26 protein-coding genes and 1 pseudogene are annotated in these 16,911 nt (G+C 45.8%); 5 read left to right on the forward strand and 22 right to left on the reverse strand.

Annotated elements, in window-relative coordinates:
• Window positions 1-67 precede the first annotated feature (67 nt).
• From ACVA58_RS17300 to ACVA58_RS17345, 10 genes are read right to left on the reverse strand one after another with little or no spacing between them, the layout of a single operon-like run.
• Window positions 68-586, reverse strand: coding sequence for a virion protein (locus ACVA58_RS17300; RefSeq protein ID WP_446511619.1), 519 nt, complete (start codon window positions 584-586; stop codon window positions 68-70).
• Window positions 583-1,692, reverse strand: coding sequence for a hypothetical protein (locus ACVA58_RS17305; protein ID WP_446511620.1), 1,110 nt, complete (start codon window positions 1,690-1,692; stop codon window positions 583-585). The genes ACVA58_RS17300 and ACVA58_RS17305 overlap by 4 nt, the downstream gene beginning before the upstream one ends.
• Entirely contained in the window at window positions 1,689-2,513 is an 825-nt protein-coding gene (locus ACVA58_RS17310; protein ID WP_446511621.1) for a hypothetical protein, read from the reverse strand. The genes ACVA58_RS17305 and ACVA58_RS17310 overlap by 4 nt, the downstream gene beginning before the upstream one ends.
• Window positions 2,510-3,097 carry a chemotaxis protein gene (locus ACVA58_RS17315; protein ID WP_446511622.1) on the reverse strand — a complete coding sequence of 196 codons (588 nt, stop codon included), beginning with the start codon at window positions 3,095-3,097 and terminating at the stop codon, window positions 2,510-2,512. The genes ACVA58_RS17310 and ACVA58_RS17315 overlap by 4 nt, the downstream gene beginning before the upstream one ends.
• Window positions 3,097-3,432, reverse strand: a complete 336-nt coding sequence (locus ACVA58_RS17320) for a hypothetical protein (RefSeq protein ID WP_446511623.1) — start codon at window positions 3,430-3,432, stop codon at window positions 3,097-3,099. Before ACVA58_RS17320 ends, ACVA58_RS17315 begins: the two co-directional genes overlap by 1 nt.
• On the reverse strand, window positions 3,425-3,856 hold the full coding sequence (locus ACVA58_RS17325) for a hypothetical protein (protein ID WP_446511624.1): 432 nt from the start codon (window positions 3,854-3,856) through the stop codon (window positions 3,425-3,427). Before ACVA58_RS17325 ends, ACVA58_RS17320 begins: the two co-directional genes overlap by 8 nt.
• Complete coding sequence (locus ACVA58_RS17330; RefSeq protein WP_446511625.1) at window positions 3,856-4,062, reverse strand: hypothetical protein; 207 nt, start codon at window positions 4,060-4,062, stop codon at window positions 3,856-3,858. The genes ACVA58_RS17325 and ACVA58_RS17330 overlap by 1 nt, the downstream gene beginning before the upstream one ends.
• Complete coding sequence (locus ACVA58_RS17335; RefSeq protein WP_446511626.1) at window positions 4,059-4,211, reverse strand: hypothetical protein; 153 nt, start codon at window positions 4,209-4,211, stop codon at window positions 4,059-4,061. Before ACVA58_RS17335 ends, ACVA58_RS17330 begins: the two co-directional genes overlap by 4 nt.
• A complete protein-coding gene (locus ACVA58_RS17340; RefSeq protein ID WP_446511627.1) occupies window positions 4,211-4,486 on the reverse strand; it encodes a hypothetical protein in 276 nt (91 codons plus the stop codon). The genes ACVA58_RS17335 and ACVA58_RS17340 overlap by 1 nt, the downstream gene beginning before the upstream one ends.
• A gap of 9 nt (window positions 4,487-4,495) precedes the next feature.
• The gene (locus tag ACVA58_RS17345; protein WP_446511628.1) at window positions 4,496-5,329 is read right to left on the reverse strand and encodes a major capsid protein P2; all 834 of its coding nucleotides are present in this window, start codon (window positions 5,327-5,329) and stop codon (window positions 4,496-4,498) included.
• A 436-nt stretch (window positions 5,330-5,765) separates the two neighbouring features.
• Here ACVA58_RS17345 and kwaA point away from each other — a divergent pair, with 436 nt between their 5' ends.
• Window positions 5,766-6,395: an anti-phage protein KwaA gene (gene kwaA / locus ACVA58_RS17350; RefSeq protein ID WP_446511629.1), complete on the forward strand. Its 630-nt coding sequence runs from the start codon at window positions 5,766-5,768 to the stop codon at window positions 6,393-6,395.
• On the forward strand, window positions 6,395-7,354 hold the full coding sequence (gene kwaB, locus ACVA58_RS17355; protein ID WP_446511630.1) for an anti-phage protein KwaB: 960 nt from the start codon (window positions 6,395-6,397) through the stop codon (window positions 7,352-7,354). Before kwaA ends, kwaB begins: the two co-directional genes overlap by 1 nt.
• Window positions 7,355-7,381: 27 nt before the next feature.
• On the opposite strand, the gene ACVA58_RS17360 is transcribed toward kwaB, so the two are convergent.
• The 10 genes from ACVA58_RS17360 to ACVA58_RS17405 are packed head-to-tail and all read right to left on the reverse strand — an operon-like array spanning window position 7,382 to window position 12,452.
• Window positions 7,382-8,005 carry an ATP-binding protein gene (locus ACVA58_RS17360; protein ID WP_446511715.1) on the reverse strand — a complete coding sequence of 208 codons (624 nt, stop codon included), beginning with the start codon at window positions 8,003-8,005 and terminating at the stop codon, window positions 7,382-7,384.
• 59 nt (window positions 8,006-8,064) lie between these two features.
• A complete protein-coding gene (locus tag ACVA58_RS17365) occupies window positions 8,065-8,544 on the reverse strand; it encodes a hypothetical protein (protein ID WP_446511631.1) in 480 nt (159 codons plus the stop codon).
• 24 nt (window positions 8,545-8,568) lie between these two features.
• The gene (locus tag ACVA58_RS17370; protein WP_446511632.1) at window positions 8,569-9,033 is read right to left on the reverse strand and encodes a hypothetical protein; all 465 of its coding nucleotides are present in this window, start codon (window positions 9,031-9,033) and stop codon (window positions 8,569-8,571) included.
• On the reverse strand, window positions 9,026-9,193 hold the full coding sequence (locus tag ACVA58_RS17375) for a hypothetical protein (protein ID WP_446511633.1): 168 nt from the start codon (window positions 9,191-9,193) through the stop codon (window positions 9,026-9,028). Before ACVA58_RS17375 ends, ACVA58_RS17370 begins: the two co-directional genes overlap by 8 nt.
• A gap of 13 nt (window positions 9,194-9,206) precedes the next feature.
• On the reverse strand, window positions 9,207-10,889 hold the full coding sequence (locus tag ACVA58_RS17380; protein ID WP_446511634.1) for a rolling circle replication-associated protein: 1,683 nt from the start codon (window positions 10,887-10,889) through the stop codon (window positions 9,207-9,209).
• Window positions 10,889-11,176 (reverse strand): hypothetical protein, encoded by a 288-nt coding sequence (locus ACVA58_RS17385; RefSeq protein WP_446511635.1) that lies wholly within the window; start codon window positions 11,174-11,176, stop codon window positions 10,889-10,891. Before ACVA58_RS17385 ends, ACVA58_RS17380 begins: the two co-directional genes overlap by 1 nt.
• A complete protein-coding gene (locus tag ACVA58_RS17390; protein WP_446511636.1) occupies window positions 11,169-11,720 on the reverse strand; it encodes a 3'-5' exonuclease in 552 nt (183 codons plus the stop codon). The genes ACVA58_RS17385 and ACVA58_RS17390 overlap by 8 nt, the downstream gene beginning before the upstream one ends.
• Entirely contained in the window at window positions 11,717-11,998 is a 282-nt protein-coding gene (locus ACVA58_RS17395; RefSeq protein WP_446511637.1) for a hypothetical protein, read from the reverse strand. Before ACVA58_RS17395 ends, ACVA58_RS17390 begins: the two co-directional genes overlap by 4 nt.
• Window positions 11,995-12,219, reverse strand: a complete 225-nt coding sequence (locus tag ACVA58_RS17400) for a helix-turn-helix domain-containing protein (protein ID WP_446511638.1) — start codon at window positions 12,217-12,219, stop codon at window positions 11,995-11,997. The genes ACVA58_RS17395 and ACVA58_RS17400 overlap by 4 nt, the downstream gene beginning before the upstream one ends.
• The gene (locus tag ACVA58_RS17405) at window positions 12,216-12,452 is read right to left on the reverse strand and encodes a hypothetical protein (protein WP_446511639.1); all 237 of its coding nucleotides are present in this window, start codon (window positions 12,450-12,452) and stop codon (window positions 12,216-12,218) included. Before ACVA58_RS17405 ends, ACVA58_RS17400 begins: the two co-directional genes overlap by 4 nt.
• A 148-nt stretch (window positions 12,453-12,600) precedes the next feature.
• On the opposite strand from ACVA58_RS17405, the gene ACVA58_RS17410 reads away from it, so the two are divergent.
• The 3 genes and pseudogenes from ACVA58_RS17410 to ACVA58_RS17420 form a co-directional block, all read left to right on the forward strand.
• Window positions 12,601-12,858 (forward strand): helix-turn-helix domain-containing protein, encoded by a 258-nt coding sequence (locus tag ACVA58_RS17410; protein ID WP_446511640.1) that lies wholly within the window; start codon window positions 12,601-12,603, stop codon window positions 12,856-12,858.
• A gap of 166 nt (window positions 12,859-13,024) precedes the next feature.
• On the forward strand, window positions 13,025-14,377 hold the full coding sequence (locus ACVA58_RS17415) for an ISNCY family transposase (RefSeq protein ID WP_446511716.1): 1,353 nt from the start codon (window positions 13,025-13,027) through the stop codon (window positions 14,375-14,377).
• 202 nt (window positions 14,378-14,579) lie between these two features.
• Window positions 14,580-15,278: pseudogene (locus ACVA58_RS17420) on the forward strand (ISNCY family transposase); the annotation flags it as partial.
• A gap of 277 nt (window positions 15,279-15,555) precedes the next feature.
• Here the strand turns inward: ACVA58_RS17420 and ACVA58_RS17425 are convergent.
• Entirely contained in the window at window positions 15,556-16,398 is an 843-nt protein-coding gene (locus ACVA58_RS17425) for an IS3 family transposase (RefSeq protein WP_446511717.1), read from the reverse strand.
• Window positions 16,395-16,904: a helix-turn-helix domain-containing protein gene (locus ACVA58_RS17430; protein WP_446511718.1), complete on the reverse strand. Its 510-nt coding sequence runs from the start codon at window positions 16,902-16,904 to the stop codon at window positions 16,395-16,397. The genes ACVA58_RS17425 and ACVA58_RS17430 overlap by 4 nt, the downstream gene beginning before the upstream one ends.
• Between the last annotated feature and the right edge of the window lie 7 nt (window positions 16,905-16,911).

Genomic DNA, 16,911 nt, shown 5'->3' on the forward strand with positions numbered 1-16,911 from the left:
AGTGTGTATGCGCCGATAATCACGCCTGCAACACTGATTGCTACCGAAGTAGCGGCTTTCTTTGTTGTCATGCCAGTGCGACTCCTTTCATTACGTGGTTGATTGGATATTGGCGGCCGACTTCCATTCGGGCCATGGCCTGAATGAGTACGGCGGCGGTATTATCGTTGGTCGCATCAAGTGCCTGGTACTTGTCGTAACCCGTCCAAGTCGCCACCATGTTGGCGTAATGATCACTGTCGTTTTCATGGCTTGGCGCGAACGTATGAATGATCTCGTTAATGGTGGTGATCCCGCGTTTCTGGTAGCTGCGCAAGATACGGGTCGCAGCACGGAAACCCCATTTATCATCTTCAAAAATCACAAATCGGCCATCGCTAGACACTTGGCCGCGCCAGTTGTTGTGCTTGCTGTATTCGATATTCAACGGGTTGTTATTGCGGATACCCCGTGGCATTCCGGTTGTCATATCTTCATTCATCCCTGTGTTATTGGTGGGTTGGCTTGGCTGGTTATCAGAAATAACCAGCGCTTTGCGGCTGTTAAGCCATAACAGCACCATGGCAAGTGCTATCAGCCATTTCATGAGTAGAACTTCAATTTCATTGGGATATGTGAGTAGTAATACCGCACGTTAACGGTATCTTCATTCACATTGCCTGTAGTGGTTAATGTAATCGTGTGACCGTCCATGCTGGCTGACATTGGACTTAGGCTTGCCCTTAAACTTGAATCAACATTTTGTAGAAGCAAGTGACGCCCAATCCCACATGGCATTGGCAGAATCGGACTTGTTACGGCTTTTCCTGTATTCAGATCTGCTTTGGGGAATGTCGCAAGTTGCCCATACTGATGCACCAGTGAACGGTTCGGGTTCAGTGCTGGTACACGGTCAGTTTTCTCCGGGTTGATAAATACCCCGGTCTCATTAACTGAGTTACCCAAACCATTCAGTTTTTCTACCTCAATGAAGTAGGCGTACTTTTTCCCGGCCTGTAATTCGACACCATGGATGAACTGCTTGATAAGTCGTGATTCGTTGCTCTCTTCTTCGACAAGCTTTTCGGCAACGATACGGACGTAGTGATAATCATCATCCAGCTCTAAAATACCGAACCGCGCTGTTTTGCCTTTAGCAAACCCACGGTAATAGACCGAAACCATGGCTTTTTTCTGCGGGATCTCCATACCGATGCTAGAAATACAGGGCATATCAAACGGCTGATACATGATTGCATCACAGCTGTAGCCATTGAGTAAAAAGGCACAGTTTGCGCGTTCATTAAAGTTATAGTCAGCCACTTCACCGCCAGCGGTCATAACCTTTCCGCCGCAAGATGCTGATGATTGCCCAGTATGTATATTAACTTCAGCACACCAACCAAATGGCATCGGCATAGCCGTTCCTTCCGACAAGACACAACTTTCGGGGTCAGTATTGGTAAAGCGCGACATGTTACCAATCCAAGTATCTCCCTGACCTGCCAACCAGTTTGCAGACTGGGTAAAATCACTGTTTACGAGTAGGTTCCCCGTAGGTATGGTTTCGCTATTTCCATTCTGATTATTTAAAGCGTCTTTGATTAACGCCATGAGTTCAATCTGCGCGGCTTCCATTGCATCAGCCAAAAATTCAACTTTGTTTCGTGGACTGCCTACGGGCAAACTCTCCCGTAATGTTTTGTCTGTCATCGTGTGACCTCAATAATTTGGATGGTGTCACCGTCGATGCCTGAAAAGCTCAAGGCGGCGGTGGTTTCAAGTTTTAGTTGTTCGCCTGCGGCCAATTCCCAACCCTCATTAATAACTACCGGTTGAGTGTTTGCTGAGTCCGCTTTCATTAAAATGTGACAGCGTGACGTATCCGCATTAACTGATGAAATACCACTCTCAATGGTTAGTTTGCGAGCTAAAATGCCGTCACCACCCACGGGTTTGGTTAAAAGTGGTGTCGTTGCATAGACTCTAACTGCCTGACCACTCTCAAATTTCACCCGTGGCAATTCTGTTATCGCAACTTGTTGCCCTTCAGATAAAGACACCGCTGGCAGTTGTGACACGGTCACGGGCTGATTGGGTTCTAGCTGTACCTTTGGTAGCTGGCTGACACCGACAGACTGATTTGCCTCAAGTTGTACCTTCGGTAAATGCGATACGACTACTGCCTGCCCATCGACCAAGGCTACTTGTGGTAACTGACCGATATTCACCTGCTGGTTAGGTGACAGGGTCACTGCTGGCATGTGGGTTACAGCGACCTCCTGCCCATCTGTCGGCGGGATATATTGGCCGTAACCGCAAATGATGTTGACCTCGCCCGCTTCCCCCATGTTCTCTACGGTTATACGTCCGGTTAAGTCTGGGTCGAGAATTTGCGCCCCTGTTTCGAGTCGGTAATCACCTCGCTCCGTGGTGATATTGACACTCTCGGGGCACGATTCGACATAGAGAAATTCACCGACGGCATGGAATTGCGAACGTTGGCGCGGTTGCATCAACTGATAAAAATTCATCGTTTACCCCCAAGCATCATGATCGCCATGAATGTCATTACCAAACCGACGACAATGGTCATTTGCCGACTGGTTGACACCTGCCCGCCATCGGATTTCATCCCGGCTAAATCTTTGAGCGCCGCCAAATTCTCAGTGTTTTGAGCAGCTTGGTTTCCAGCTAGCCCAGCGATCATTTGCAGGTTTTCATGGTGGGCCTGACTGACTTCGTCAATTGCATTACTGCTTACTTCGGCATTAAGCAACATGGCATCACTACCAAACTGAAAAGCGCCCTCCAATGAATCTCGACCAAAATCCATCGCTTCACTGACCGAGCTTTCCCCCATTGCCAATGCGGCTTCGGTGACATCAGCCATGCTCCAAAGCGCTTCTTCAGTCACATCAGCATTGCTGAGCAATGCCAACTCTGATAAATCAGATGCTCTTTGCATCGCCCCGTGATCGGTCATGGTCACATGGACACTCGAATCGTTAACGCCCGCAATTGATACGCCAAGGTTATCGCCATCAATCGCATTCTGGCCGCTGGTATTGGTGTTAGTGGTTGTGCTTGAGCTGGAACTTCTTCCTCCCTTACCCATTAAGACCTCCGTAAACGACTAGCTTTACTTTGGCTAGTTGTGCGTAACTCCGAAACACCTTCACGCCTTGCCAAGTTACCTTGTGCACTTTTTGCGCCGCTGCTCGCTCTACCGCCAGATTTACCCCGGAAATTTTCAGCTAAAGTTGGACGACGCCCTTTACCGTTTTGTGTAGGCCGAGCGGTAACGCGTGATGGCTGCTTACGTGCTCTTCGAGATCGACGTTCAGCACTGCTGCCACTAGTAGGTGCTTTGGCTGTTGGTCTTGGTGCTTTGTTTGTTGGCTTTTTCGCCGCAGGTACTTTGTTAGCACTACTTTTTGAAGCTTTACCCATCTTGTGATCCCTCAATATCTAGTTGATGGACAGTTTCCTTGGTGTCGTTGAACTCCCTAATTTGCTCTACCTGCTTGAAACCAAATGCCCCCAAAATACGGCGCATCCCTTTGCGGTAGGTATGATAGGAAATGGCCGAATAGCCACAATCAGCAACGCGCTCGATAATATGGTTTGCGGCATCAACCATGCCTTTCCCGGTCATCGCAATGATGTGATAGCGGTTGTCTTGAATGCGGCTGATAAACCACAATTTGATCCCTTTGCCAGTCAGTAGATAGAAACTCGCTTCCTTGGCACAGACCATTGATTTCACTTCATCAAACTCCGCTTTGGGGAGATCAGACCCCGCAAACGCGGGTTTGATTTGTTCCAAGTGGTTATGGAAATCTGGTGCCGATGGACGAATTAACCGAAAGTGCATCACCGGCCTCCTTTAATTAGAAACCACAAGGCAGCAGCCCCCATAACAACAAGCAACCAGTTGGGCAGCGAACTGCCGCCCATACTGATCCCACCGACACGCAAAGCCGAATCATTTTGGCTATGCACACCCGATGGACCTGCCGCACCGCCGCCCGCATTAATTGGCATAGAGCCGGAGTTGGTCAAACCGGGAATATTCATCATGCTTTCTTCCCTGTCACAATGTCATAGAGCCATAGCCCCATAATCACTGCCGCCAGAATGCGCACTGTTCGCCCGACTTTTTCGCTGGTAAACATGCCAGTGGCAAAACCAACGGTGCCCGCCAGTAGCGGCCAAAATAGTAATGGCATTATTTCCCCCTAAGCAGGACAACCAAGGCCAAAACCACCATACCGCCACCCATCAACATCATGGCGGTGTTGTTCGGGGCCATGGTATAAATCGGCTGACCTGTCGGCTGTTTTGCTGGCTCTTGGTGTTGCGGTGTGCGGTTTTCTTCCGGTGCAGCCGAGGCCACTTTTTCTGCCTCGTTATCGAACCAAGAATTTAACCAGGCTTCACCACCATCACTGGCGGTATCCCAAATTCCACCCAGTGTTTCACCTACGGAATCAAGTAGACTCATAGCGCCTCCTTAGCCCTTGGACGGCAATGCGTTCACCTGTTCAACGGCTTCGATAATCACCGGTACGCTACCCACTTCTGACTTATCTAGCTCAAACGCGAGTTGGCTACGAGCGGCTGTATTCAACATGCCATCTGCACCAAATCCATAACGGATGAAATCGAGGCTGAACCACTCAGGGTTTTGCTCTTTCTTGGCTTGTGCCAAGTCATAAGCGTTATCTTCTTTGGTGATGTTCATTTCTTCGAAACTGTCACGAAGTACACGAACGCGATCAACGGACTTATCAAGGAAATGGATACGCTTGAGGTTCAGTGCTGGACTGCGTTCGGAAAAATCAAACGGCGTGCGGCCTGTTGCCGAAGCAAACCAAGTTAGCTCGTAAATGCGCGGCATGTAGTAACGCACCGATTGTGCTGGCAGCACATGGGCACGAGCTCGGATACTTGGTGCAGTCGTTCCGGCTGGTTTTGACTTGAGGGTGATATACACAAACCAGATCTCCCCACCCAAGGTGACAAGGTCGGTTTGGCGTACACCAATTTTGGTGCGCAGCGTGGCATCACCAAAGGAAATGACATAGCGGCCGTCTTGGGCGTAGTTCTTGCGGTGGGCTTGCAGTTTGACGAGTGTTTCGCCAGTGACATTGATTTTAGCCGAACCATTCAACGACACTTCGACACGTTCGATGTCTTTTGGATCGGTAATATTCGTTACCAATTCAATGCTGTGATATGTCGGGCCTGATACCAAACGCAGTGACGCACGGTTGCCCCAGCCTACACCCTCAACCGGGTCTAGCTCTTTGGGACGTGGTGCGAATGGGGTTTGCACTAATTCCATAATGCTCCCCTTATCCGATCGCGTCTTCGACGGCATCAACGTTATTCGATGCCCAGACAACCGCTCCAGCGACCATTAACGCGATCACGCCAGTGATCACATAGCCCTTAGTTTTTGCACTCATGATGTTTGCTCTCTGTTGGTTAACAAAAGTTCCCCATCAGGAAAGCAAGTGATTTGGTTTTAAGGCAAGCACAAAAAAGCACGCTAATGCTATAGGTTGTTACGTATTGATTTATGTGACTTAAATCAATTTAATATTCATATTGATTAGTAATAGAGCGACTACTCTTGATTTGAAGTGATTTATCTCGATAATGCCTTATCAGCCTGATATTATTGACATCTAGGTCAGCTATTCGAGGCACTGCACATTCAGGGAGAGAGGACAAGGTATGTCGACAAGATGCTATATTTTAATCTTTGAGATTAACTTATGATTAATAATATTTTTAAAGTTAAGCTATATATCCTGTCATTAGCTTTGCTGTTTCTTATAGTCTTCATCATGACAGTTAAGATCCCCGACTTCAAATATGAGAGTTATTATGTAAATGATACTTTTAACTTGAACGTGTTCTATACATATTTGAAACAATATTTATTAAATCTAATTACCTCCAATAAAATACCTCTATTGATGTTAGTGTTAATGTTAATAAGTTGGTATATAAAACATGAGTTTGACTATCTACTTAGCGGCGGCGGTGAACAAGTTATTCGTGTCCAAAATATACAAAGTGAGGACTATGAACATTTAACATTTTTAGCTACATATATTATCCCATTTTTTGGGTTTACATTTGATGATCCTAGACGACTGTTAGCATATACAGTCCTATTGATAATAATTGGTGTAATGTTTATCAAAACAGATAAATACTATGCTAACCCAACTCTTTCTGTATTAGGGTTTAAACTATATAAAGCAACGCTAGCAGATAATAATGGAATTTATGATTCAGTAATACTGATATCCAAAGATAATATCGTTGCAAATGATGTAGTAAAATACAAACTTATATCCAAAAATGTATTCTTTATAAAAAAGAGTGTTAAGCAGTAATGACTACTAATTTTAATAAATGGTTTGTTGATTTTGTAGATAGTTGTGATGGAATATCTGTCTATTTTGTCGATAAAACAAATAAGATTTTTAACTCAGATATTAATAGTAAGCTTCTTGCCGATTTTAGAACAAGTTTCTGCAAAGACCTACGTTTAAAATACACAGAAAATGATAATTTCAGCTTACCAAAATTATCAAATTATGATGAGCGTAAGAATGCACTTTATAAGTATGACTTTGAACTTAAGGAAATGCCTCTTCAATTTAAGCTAACATCTGACGTGCTTAATTTGAAAGCAACTGACCAAGTTCCTTTGTATCAAGTGAAGAATGATAAGCTGGATAATATTGATGCTGTAATTGTACTACTCACATCAAGCTCTAAAAATAAATCAGTTGCTTTCTTTCAACATGTTTTTCCTGTTTCACTATTAGGCCCTGATAAAGGTGTTCTTAATATAACTACACATAAGACTAGAATTGTTGAGTTAGAACAAGATGTGTTAAAACTGACAACAAAGTTTGTTTTCATGCAACTAGGGAAACATTATTTGGTTGAAAATGTAAATGCGCTTGAAAGTCAGCTTCACTTTAAAAAAGTCATTAGAACTCGTGCTGAAAAATACTCAGGTGAGATCGAGACATTAGGTTTAGTTGAAGACATGACAAAATTTAATGACCGAATTTCAAAAGAAGATTCTTTTGCAAGAAAGTTGGTAAAAGCATATAAGAACTCCGCAGTAATAAAAGAAAAAATCTCTAATGAAAAGATAGTTAACTTTGCAACCAATAATGATTATTACTCGCAGTATCTTAAGCCCTCTGAAAGTGGATTAAGCTTTAAACTTGATAGTATTATTAAGTGTAAAAAGTTTCTTGAGCTTCTTGATGATGACTTTCTAAAGTCAGAATTAACTAATCGAAATTATCTTGCTCGTTCTAAAGATCTTTTATGATTTTTTCTTAATTGTTAAAGGTGATTACTAAGGATCACCTTTATATTTACCCCAAGAAATATTTCCAGTATTCCATTTCTTACCATTTTGCAGTACATACTCCAGTTTATTCAATTGAGCAATTTCACTAGCCGGTATACCCGTCTTCTGCTGCAAGTACCGCGCACTATCATCAGCCTTTTGCATCATGACACACGCGAACTGGCAGTTATCAATGATGGTTTTCGATACTTCCTGCCCACGCTGGAACATGTTGATGGAGTGCAGGCCGAACTTGCGCCCTAGCCTCAATATTTTGCCGTGATACCCCGTGGCCTTGCCTGCGGTGCTGGTATGCTCGGCCACTTCTTCACAGATCACCTTTAATGGTTTCTCGTGCTTGCCGTTCCCCATGCCCCACACCACCATGCAGAATTTGTCGAAATCTTCTTCGGTGGTTTCATGGTTTGGATAGTAGGCAATCTTAAAGCCTTGGTTGGTCTTACGCCCTGCAATCAAGGCGGCAGCAAAGGCTTTTAAACTGGCATAGCTGCGAACCTGGCGACCTGCCAATTTACCTTCATAGTCACCAAGTGGATCAAAGATAGCGACTTGGTCGGTGGGTTTGATAAACAGCTTTTTGGCTGCGGAAGTCTTCCCGCAGCCAGACATACCAACCACATAGACATGATGATTACTCAGGGCATTGTTTTGGTTGATAGGTTGTAGTTTCAAGCGGCCTCCTGCTGGTTATCATCATTGGCGGCCTGCTTGGCCTTTTTAGCCAGTTCGATATCTTTAATCTTGAGGTTTCGCACCTGCATATAGCTTGAAAGCCCCAGCATCCCAATCGCAGCGACAGCCATGATTTCATCCATGTACTTAGCTAACCATGGTGGCGGATTACCGCCGTATTTCACGATAAGCGGTGCTATTTTTTGTGCTACGTTTTCAGCTTGTTGTGGATCAAATTCAAAGTTATGGTGCACCATGGTTTTCATGGTCTGCTCGATAGTCATCAAGCCTACAAACACCATCGCGCCAGCGGCTTGGGTTTCTATCTCTTGTTGCTGCACTTTGGTATCGGCAACGGCTGGATCAAAGTCTTCTAGGCTGTTGATGAAATCTTTCTCGTCTTGCTCGTTGTGGCTTTCCAGCCCTAAATCAGTATTCAGTTCGTCATCATTGGCGGCTAGGTTTTCAGTATCCATACTCATTCTCTTGGTTAGTTTCGGTTAAAAGCGGGCAATCATGCCGCCAGTTAAAGCGCCAAGCACAACACCTGCTATGACGGACTTCCAGCCGGACGGCTTCGCATCCGTTTGGGTTTCATGTTCGGTTTTTGTTTGGCTTGGCTGCGGTTTAGTTTTGGTTTCTACTTCCGCGCTTTCGTTAGTTAGTTCGGTATCAAGCTCGGTTTGTTCCGGTTCAACATTCGGCTCGGGTTCGGATACCGATTCCACTATTGGCGGGGCTTGTTCGGCTTGGTGCAGTGCTTCAATACTTGGGTAATGCTGCTCAAAGCGTGACTGCCAGAATGTACCAGTTTGTTGGTTGGTACCACAGTCGTCACAAATCGCATATAGATACTTGGAGCGTTTGCCCCTTGCCCTGTGGATGGTGCGGACATTGCCGCACTCACACCGATTAACCCCTTCGACTTTGTTTGCCGACGCACGAACGGGCATTGATTCAGCCATGTTTCCCCCTTTGCTCTAATTCCATGAGTTTGTTGTTTACGCCTTGCATCCAAACCAACACCAAGCGAAGTGGTGACATGATTTTGCTGGCGAACGGGTTTTTCGAAGCCTTGTTTACTTCGCCTTTGAGCTGGTCGGTGATTTGATTCAGTTCTTCCATTTGATAGCGTCCTTTACGCGGCTAGTTGCTGGTTTTGGTACCATTCGAGATCAGCTTTGGCGGCTGATACATCGAGTTCGGTAGGCTCTTCCCTGTTTGGAGCAAGCGGGTCATTCAAGACAGATTTCCAATAAGCCTGCTTGAGCAAAAAGCGTTGGTACTGTTGGCTGTACTCTCGTTGGGCGATTGCTCGGGCTTCGGAAACATTTTTCTGATAGTCGGGATCATCATCTTTGGATTGCATGGACCATCCTCGGGCCCCTGCGGCCCAAAGCAGAAAGTCATAGACTTTGTTTTCGGCCTGTTCGCCTTCAAAAGACAAACAGAACCGGTTCTTAGTGCTGGCATGAATGCCGCGTTCTTTGATTTGGTTATTGATGGCTTGTTGTTGGCCTTCAAGCCGTGAGATTAAGGCGGTAAGCTTTTGGATTGCGGCCTTGGGTCGTTGCGCTTTTTTCGCTATAGCTTTGGCCTTAATGGCGCGTTCTTTTTGCTTATCCAATCGGTAAAGGCTGCGCTGTAATGGCTTTTTCCAGTGCTCCAGCCGATAGCCACATTCTTTGATGATCGCGGCCATGTTGTGGGCTTCGAAATTGGCCAAACAATCCCAACCGGGGGCACGGCTACAACGGGCAATGTTATAGCGGTTGCCTTTGATTAAGCCTTGGTCGGCGTTCTCACCTTTGGCGGCATAGCCAACGGCTTTAATGATGTATGAACCTGCCGCTTTCGGCTGGCGGATTCTCTCCAAATGGGCGAACCCATTACCCCAAATGTTTTCCAATCGTTCAGACCAGGCGCGAAAATATTGCTTATCTACTTTCCAATTCATGATCAGGTGAACATGCGGATTGGGTTCACCATCATCATTGGCCGGACACTCGGCTACCCAGATGTAATGAAATGGCTCGGCAATACCCTCAAGTTCAAACGGTTCGCCATCGGCATCAATGCCGTGCCAACCTCGCTGGAACATCTTTTTGATGCCATCAAGAAAACGGGACACTTCACGGCCTAGCGTGGTGTCACCTCCAAAGATGGCGTTGCGCTGCTCAGTGGTAAAAGTCAGGGTTAGAAAGGTGGTAAAGCCCTCTTCACATGCCGCAACATACGCGCCCGACTCGAAAATTTTGGTTACTGCGCGTTGGGTTAGCTTCTCGGTATAGCGCTCCCCGCTTTGTGGGTCTGGCGCATCACCCGGACGGGTTTGGGTATGGTGCAAAATGCGGAAACTGCCCGACCATTCCCGGTGCATGAGTCGAACGGTCGATAACCGCTTGTCAGCAGGCGCATCAGGGAGATCATACAGGCGATCATGGTTGTAGTGAGACTCGGTGCTGTCCAATTCGATATCACGGCGCTGTGACTTGCGTAGCCTGCCCACACGGCTGGATAAATTAACCACTTTCTGATGTGTCGGACTTTTGCGCCCTTGGACAAGCCTATTGTCTCCGTCACTTCGTGCCGCCGCTTCGCGGGCATGTTTAGCGACTAATTCACGGCCTTGCTCGGCAAGACCTTTGGTTTTCACATAGTGAAATTGAGCGAATTGATTGAGTTTTTGCTGCTCGTGTTTTAACCAATCAGCAGAATTGGAACCAAAAAAACCAGCTTCATGGCTGGCGATATTATTTTGGGTTCTGTCCTGTGGCTGGACGGCGCCAGCCACATACAGGAGATCATTAATGGGGAGCATCAAAGCCCTCCCATTTCTATCACTGCCCGCCGAAACGAAACATAAATACGGCGAAACTCAGCGGCATCATTGAGAAAGAACGCTGAACCTTCCTTATCACCCATTCTTTGATGGTGCTTCACCATTTTCATGGAGTGCTGCCATTCAACCAATGCGTGTTTCGCCATGAAATCGGCGGTTACGGGCTTATCCAATGGAATAGTAATTTCGTGTAATGGCATAGAAGAAACCGCCGCCCCCGAAGGGGCTTTGGTTGCTTGCTTAGGGATAAGGTTTAAATTAGTCATGGTTGCCTCCGAGCTGCTCATTAACTGCAAGTATCAATCTGCGCGTAATTTCACAATCGGCCATTGCTCGGTGGGCTTTCAAGTCCGAAATATCAATGCCTTGCTGAATTGCGGCGTTTGTCAGGCTTTGCCATTTGAAGTTGCCGTGGTGTTCATTCCACTCCCCAAAGAACTCTGCATACCACTCCATTACGCATTGCGTTTTGAATGGGAGAAAATCAATGCCATAACGTTTGAGGCTTTGACGAATCAAACGCACATCAAAAGCAGCGTTGTATATCAGAACATCACGACCTTTTAACTCGTGGGCCAGTTGCTTGTAGATTACCGGGAATGTAGAGGACCCCACTAACATGCGATTAGTGATCCCATGAATTGCCATTGCTTCACCGGGAACAAGCTGGGCCGGCATTACCAAGGTGTCTAATAATGGCTTACCCGTTTTAGCTTCCATTACTGATATTTCAACGATTTCGGCAAAGTCGTTTAAGCCTGTCGTTTCAGTATCCAGTATGACGGCATTCTCTAGGCTAATAGGTTTCATGCTAAAACCTCCTCACGCTTAGCAATAGCATCTAGTAATCTTTCCGACTGCTGAAACTCTGGCTTTCTACGACGGACCATCACAGTAGTTGCAGCGGCTTGAGCTTTAAACAAATCATCGATATCAATGCCGTCAAGCCCATAACGGTAGGCCATTCGTATCGCATCCTGAGAAGAATCAAGAGGGCATTTATACCCGTGATATCTCCCAAAAAATTTTGCTTTACTGATGCGCTCGGCCTGATAGAACAATTTATATAGTTCTTTATGAACATTCATTTTGCACCCCCATCACTCATATCCACGGGTTGAATAGCCCCAACACGTAACAGGACATAAGCAGGGATTTTATAAGTACCACTTTCCCAACGAGAATAAGTCCCTTGTTTAATTTTGAGTTTGTAATGCTGGATAAACTCACGTTGAGTCATACCTGATTGTTTACGAGCCGTCTTCAATAGCTGGCAGCAAATTTTGCTCGCTTTTGCTTTGCTTATCATCGTGCACCTCCTGCCATCAAATCACGGTTATATTGATAAATGGCTAATTCCTTGAGGTACTGACTATGTTCCTTAGCACGTTGCTTGGTGGTTTTGAAACCAAACTTCTCACGAAGTTGACGAACGGTATCGAGTGATTTTTGGGTTAACTCAGGTTTTGGGTCAGAACACCCAGCCATATCTGGACAGGGTCGATGTATTGGGTTGCGAGTTGTTAATTTTGAAGTATCCATTTGCTAATATCCCCATAAGCAAGTTTTTGCATAGCTGCATGAGTATTATTAGCAAGAGTTTTCTTGTGAGCAAGATGCCGCTTGCTATGTAAAGACGCAATATGATCGCCTATTATTTAACAAACAGGGACTTAGGAACGGCTAACTTATGACTTACACAATTGAATTGCTCAACATGGTAAAAGCTAGGTATAAACTGGGCTCAGACTACCAACTTGCGAAGAAATTGGGCGTAAGTACAGCTCGAGTTAGTAACTGGATGAAACGTAAAAATACAATGGAATGGGAAATTGCTTTTAAAATCGCTGACTTACTAGAAATCGACGATCAAAATGTCGTTTATGGATTATTAAAAGACAAATACGAAAACCCTCGCGTTATCAGTGTTTTAGATGAAAATATTTAAGCTTTTTTGTGTTTAGCAACTTAACCTTACTATACATAATGCGCACCGAGGGTGTAGCCACAAAGCTAAAATGTCTCTTTTCTACAAAGTGAAAATGTCCTGTTTTTCCTATGTTGATCAGACTCTGTCTGGTCTGTGTGAGATGAACTTAACGATGTTGGTAACTATGAATGATAAAGAGATTTTACGCCTGAGTGCTATCCGCGATGTTTGCGAGCAACGCATTCGTCGTTCCGATGCTGCTCGTATCCTTTCTCTCAGTGTTCGCCAAGTACAACGATTAGTGACACGTTTTCGTGAATCAGGTGCCGCAGGCCTTGTCCATCAACGCCGAGGCAAACCTTCTTCGAATAAAATCAACGACAGCATTCGCTATCGTTGTTTAACTTTGCTCGATCAAAATTACTCTGACTTTGGGCCAACGCTAGCGCACGAAAAACTCACCGAGCGTCATGGTCTTTCCGTCTCATTGGAGACTCTGCGCCAATGGATGATCGCTGATGGCCTCTGGGTTCCCCATGCCAAGCGCAAGCCTCGCGTTTATCAGCCTCGCCACCGGCGTGATTGCCTGGGTGAACTGGTTCAAATTGACGGATCCCACCATGACTGGTTTGAAGGCCGCAGCCCCAAGTGTTGTCTTCTGGTTTACATCGATGATGCCACCGGCCGCTTGATGAACCTGCGCTTCAGTGAAACCGAGTCAGCCTTCGATTATATGGTGGCTACCCGCGAATACCTTGAACAGCACGGCAAACCCACCGCATTCTATAGTGACCGGCATGCGGTCTTCCATGTCAGCAAGCGCGATGCCCACACCGAGCGCTTGACCCAGTTTGGTCGTGTACTGAGTGATCTCAACATCGAACTGATCTGTGCCAACAGCTCACAAGCCAAGGGCCGTGTTGAACGCGCGAATAAAACGTTACAGGATCGCTTAGTCAAGGAAATGCGACTGCAAGGTATTGATAAGATTGAACAAGCTAACGCATGGCTCCCCGACTTCATCGCCGATTTCAACCGCCGCTTTGCCAAACCGCCAAGGTTTCCCAAGGACATGCACCGGCCAGTACGGGAGTCTATCGAAGAGCTCGATGATATCTTTGCCTGGCAAGAACTGCGTAAGCTCACTAAATCGCTGACGTTTCAATATGATAAGGTTCTCTATCTCATTGACCCCACAGAAGAAAACCAGCGGCTCGTCAATCAGATGGTCAAGGTGCTCGACCGGCCTGACGGCACCATCGCCATCCAGTATGGGCACCGGAAGCTGGGCTTTAAAATCTTCGATAAGCTGGAAGCTGTAGACCAAGGCCAGATAGTCGATAACAAGCGCCTGGGGGCGGTACTCAAATTCGCCCAGGATAAACAGCAGGAATTCGAGCAGCAGCAGAAACGTACCCGCAGTAAGAGAGCCCCCAAACGTACAGCCCAGCAAAGAGCCATCCGCCAGCTCGAAGGCATCAACCCGGTATTAATCCATCCGGAACAGTTCAAAGCCAGCAACAGGAAAAAGCCATGACATCCCTACTCTGCAGCCACTCAGCTGCAGGATGAACTAGCTTAAAGAGAGACAGTTTAATCTGGGAAAACAGGCAGACATTTTAAAGTGGGATAAACAGAGGGTGTAAGATCTAATTAGAAATGTCAGGTTTGAGCCAGATTGAAATGTCATGTTGCTCTAGCTTCAAAACACGCTTTCTTTGCCGTGTTTGATATTGACCATGACTAACAATGAATTACTGAGAATCAAACTAATCCAAGACATCTGTGACAAACGGATCTCTGGTGTCGATGCCGCCCGCTTACTTAAGCTGAGTTCTCGTCAAGTTTATCGCTTGGTCGAACGCTTCATCGAATTTGGTGCTGCTGGTTTGGTTTCTTTAAAACGTGGTCAGCCTGGCAATCTTCGCCATGATAATAAATTAAAATTACAGACGCTGGCCTTGCTCCATCGGCAATACGAAGATTTCGGCCCGACGTTGGCTCATGAAAAACTGATAGAACTTCATGGTATTCATGTCTCTGTTTAAACCTTGCGCCAATGGATGATCGCCGATGGACTCTGAGTTCCTCATACCAAGCGCAGAGCACGTGTCTATCAGCCTCGCCACCGCCGTGATTGCCTGGGTGAACTGATTCAAATTGACGGCTCCCACCATGACTGATTTGAAGGCCGCAGTCCAAAATGCTGTTTGCTGGTTTACATCGATGATGCCACTGGCTTCTTGATGAACCTGCGCTTCAGCGAAACCGAGTCGGCCTTCGATTATATGTCTGCAACCCGTGAGTACCTTGAGCAACATGGCAAGCCTATCGCATTCTACATTGATCGCCACGCAGCCTTCCACGTCAGTAAACGTGATCCGCACACTGAACGTTTGACCCAATTTGATCGGGTCTTGAATGATTTTAATATCGAAACTTGGGCCATTCGTTATGATCGCTACCATGCGTTAAGCCGAATGTATAAATTGGATTATGTTCCCGTGCGAACCAACGTTGTCACACCATTGCCGTTCCGTGGTGGCCGACGTTTGAAGCAACCTCGGGAAGAAACGATCACCAAAGGAAAAAATAAAGCCCACCATAGAGTTAAGAAAAAGTAGATGCTAAGAAGCAAGCATCCGCTCCCTAGCCTTTGATCAGACGTAAAAAAGCCCGCGATTTGAAGTGACCCCGTAAAGTTGGACATTTCTGTTAAGCGGCTTTCAAGGCCTGAGTTCGATATTCTATCGGAGTCAGGCCTTTTAGTTTCACTTTTATACGTTTCGTATTGTAGTACTCTATGTATTCTTTAATTTGCTCTATCAGAGCATCTGCATCTTCAAAGCTTTGGTTGTGATACATCTCTGTTTTGAGTAAAGCAAAAAAGTTTTCAGCAACAGCATTATCCAAGCAGTTACCTTTTCTCGACATGCTTTGCGTTAACCCACCCTCCGCTACCTTTTTCTGATACTGTCGATGGCGATATTGCCAACCTTGATCGCTATGTATAATTGGCTTTGAGTTGGGTTTAAGCTTTGATATAGCCTCCGTCAGCATATCCGTGACAAGCGGCAAGCAGGCATTTTTGGCCCCTCTATAAGCAACCACTTCCTGAGTAAACAAGTCGACAACGGGAGACAAGTACACTTTCTGCTCTTTGACTTTGAACTCCGTGACATCAGTTACCCACTTTTCATCGGGTTGAGTCGCACTAAAATCTCTTTCAAGCACGTTGGGAGCAGCTTTTCCAGACTCTCCTCGGTATGAACGATACTTTTTAATCCTGACCGTCGATTTAAGGTTGAGCTGAGCCATAAGCCTTTGAACCGTTTTGTGATTAAGCACGAACCCCTGATTTTTTAGTTCCAAGTGAATACGGCGGTAGCCGTATCGACCCTTATGTTCATGATAAATTGACTTTATCAACCGCAGCTCACGTTCGTAGCTATTTGGGCGCTTACTCGTTTGAGCCTGATAATAAAAGACACTTTTTGCCAGCTGTAGAGTGTGCAGTAAGTGCTTCAACGGGTACTTGCCTTTAAGAGTTAGAGCTATGACCGCTTTTTCTTTGTTCGACGGTTTTTTTCCTGCTCCAACTCTTCCAACTTTTTTAGAACGGCATTCTCGGTTCGTAAGTAGACCAACTCCTCTTTTAGCTCCTCAAGTGTCATTTCATTATCAGGCTTAGTGGTACGTTGAGGTTGCTGTTTCATTGAGGGTCTTCCTTTCTGGCGCATTTGGAGCCCTTTGATACCGAGCTCATTAAATCTTTTGAGCCAGACAGAGAGTATCCCAGGGGACGAGAGGTTTAATACTGCGCTAGTGTGCGTGAGAGACCAATCATTCGTCCACATTAAATTTAATGCTTTTCGTTTTGTCTGAGCAGTAGCAGCATGCTTAGTTGGTAAAAATGAACCTGCACCATGGATGGCAAAGACTTGAACCCAATACCGTATCTGTCTCGAAGAGGTTGAATATTGTTTTGCTAAATAGCGAGATGACGCGCCATCTAAGCATTGTTTAGCAATGATACATTTTAGCTCGCGGCTATACTTGCACATAAAAAGA

Source organism: Photobacterium sp. DNB22_13_2 (assembly GCF_052873915.1).